The organism is Aneurinibacillus sp. UBA3580, from assembly GCF_002375825.1.
Lineage (GTDB): Bacteria > Bacillota > Bacilli > Aneurinibacillales > Aneurinibacillaceae > Aneurinibacillus > Aneurinibacillus danicus.
The window spans coordinates 8484-9164 of sequence record NZ_DFMZ01000059.1 but is presented as its reverse complement, the minus strand read 5'-3'; the positions used below and the strand labels follow the sequence as shown (position 1 = coordinate 9164).

The 681-nt window shown below is 47.4% G+C and carries 1 protein-coding gene and 1 pseudogene; both read left to right on the top strand.

Features of this window, described 5'->3' with window-relative positions; genetic code table 11:
- Positions 1-230 (top strand): annotated as a pseudogene (locus B2899_RS09440) (hypothetical protein); the annotation flags it as partial.
- Positions 231-260: 30 nt separating this feature from the next.
- The coding region (locus tag B2899_RS09435) for a DUF441 domain-containing protein (protein WP_414631762.1) at positions 261-681 on the top strand (421 nt) is incomplete at its 3' end.

Sequence of the window (681 nt, the reverse complement as noted above, 5' to 3'; positions counted from 1 at the left end):
AGAATCTCGTGGCTTTAGCCATGGGAGGTTCAACAGAATTACTAGAGGCCGGTTATCTCCGGCTCGTCCCCGTGCTTACGGAACGCCTCCTTGCTTCTACTACAGGCAAACGTTTGGTTGAACGTCAATATACGGAAGATATTTTGTTCTGCAGCCAGATTGACTTTTCACAAATAGTCCCGTTTGTTAGTGAAAAAAGAATACTTCTGTCCTCTTCTTCATACAAGTAAAGAGAAGAATAGGACAGGGGTTTGATGCCAATGCAAATATCTCCAGGTGAAGGAGTGCTTGTTCTACTTATCATTACGGGTTTAATTGGCCGCTCACCAATTCTTGCTACCGCAGCCAGTATGCTGTTAGTGTTAAAACTCGCTTCCCTTGAACGTTTTTTTCCGACAGTAGAACGCCGGGGGATGGAAGTAGGGCTTCTTTTTCTGACCATATCCGTATTGGTGCCATTTGCCAGCGAGAAAATTACCGCTAAAGATTTAATTCCGCTCTTTACGACGCTTGTAGGGGTTGCCGCGTTAACCGGGGGAGCACTTGCCACGTATTTGAACGGAAAAGGACTGGATATGCTTCGGGCCGAGCCGCATCTTATCGTCGGCCTTATTGTCGGCTCCATTATCGGTATCGTATTTTTACGCGGAATCCCGGTCGGTCCGCTTATGGCGGCTGCCA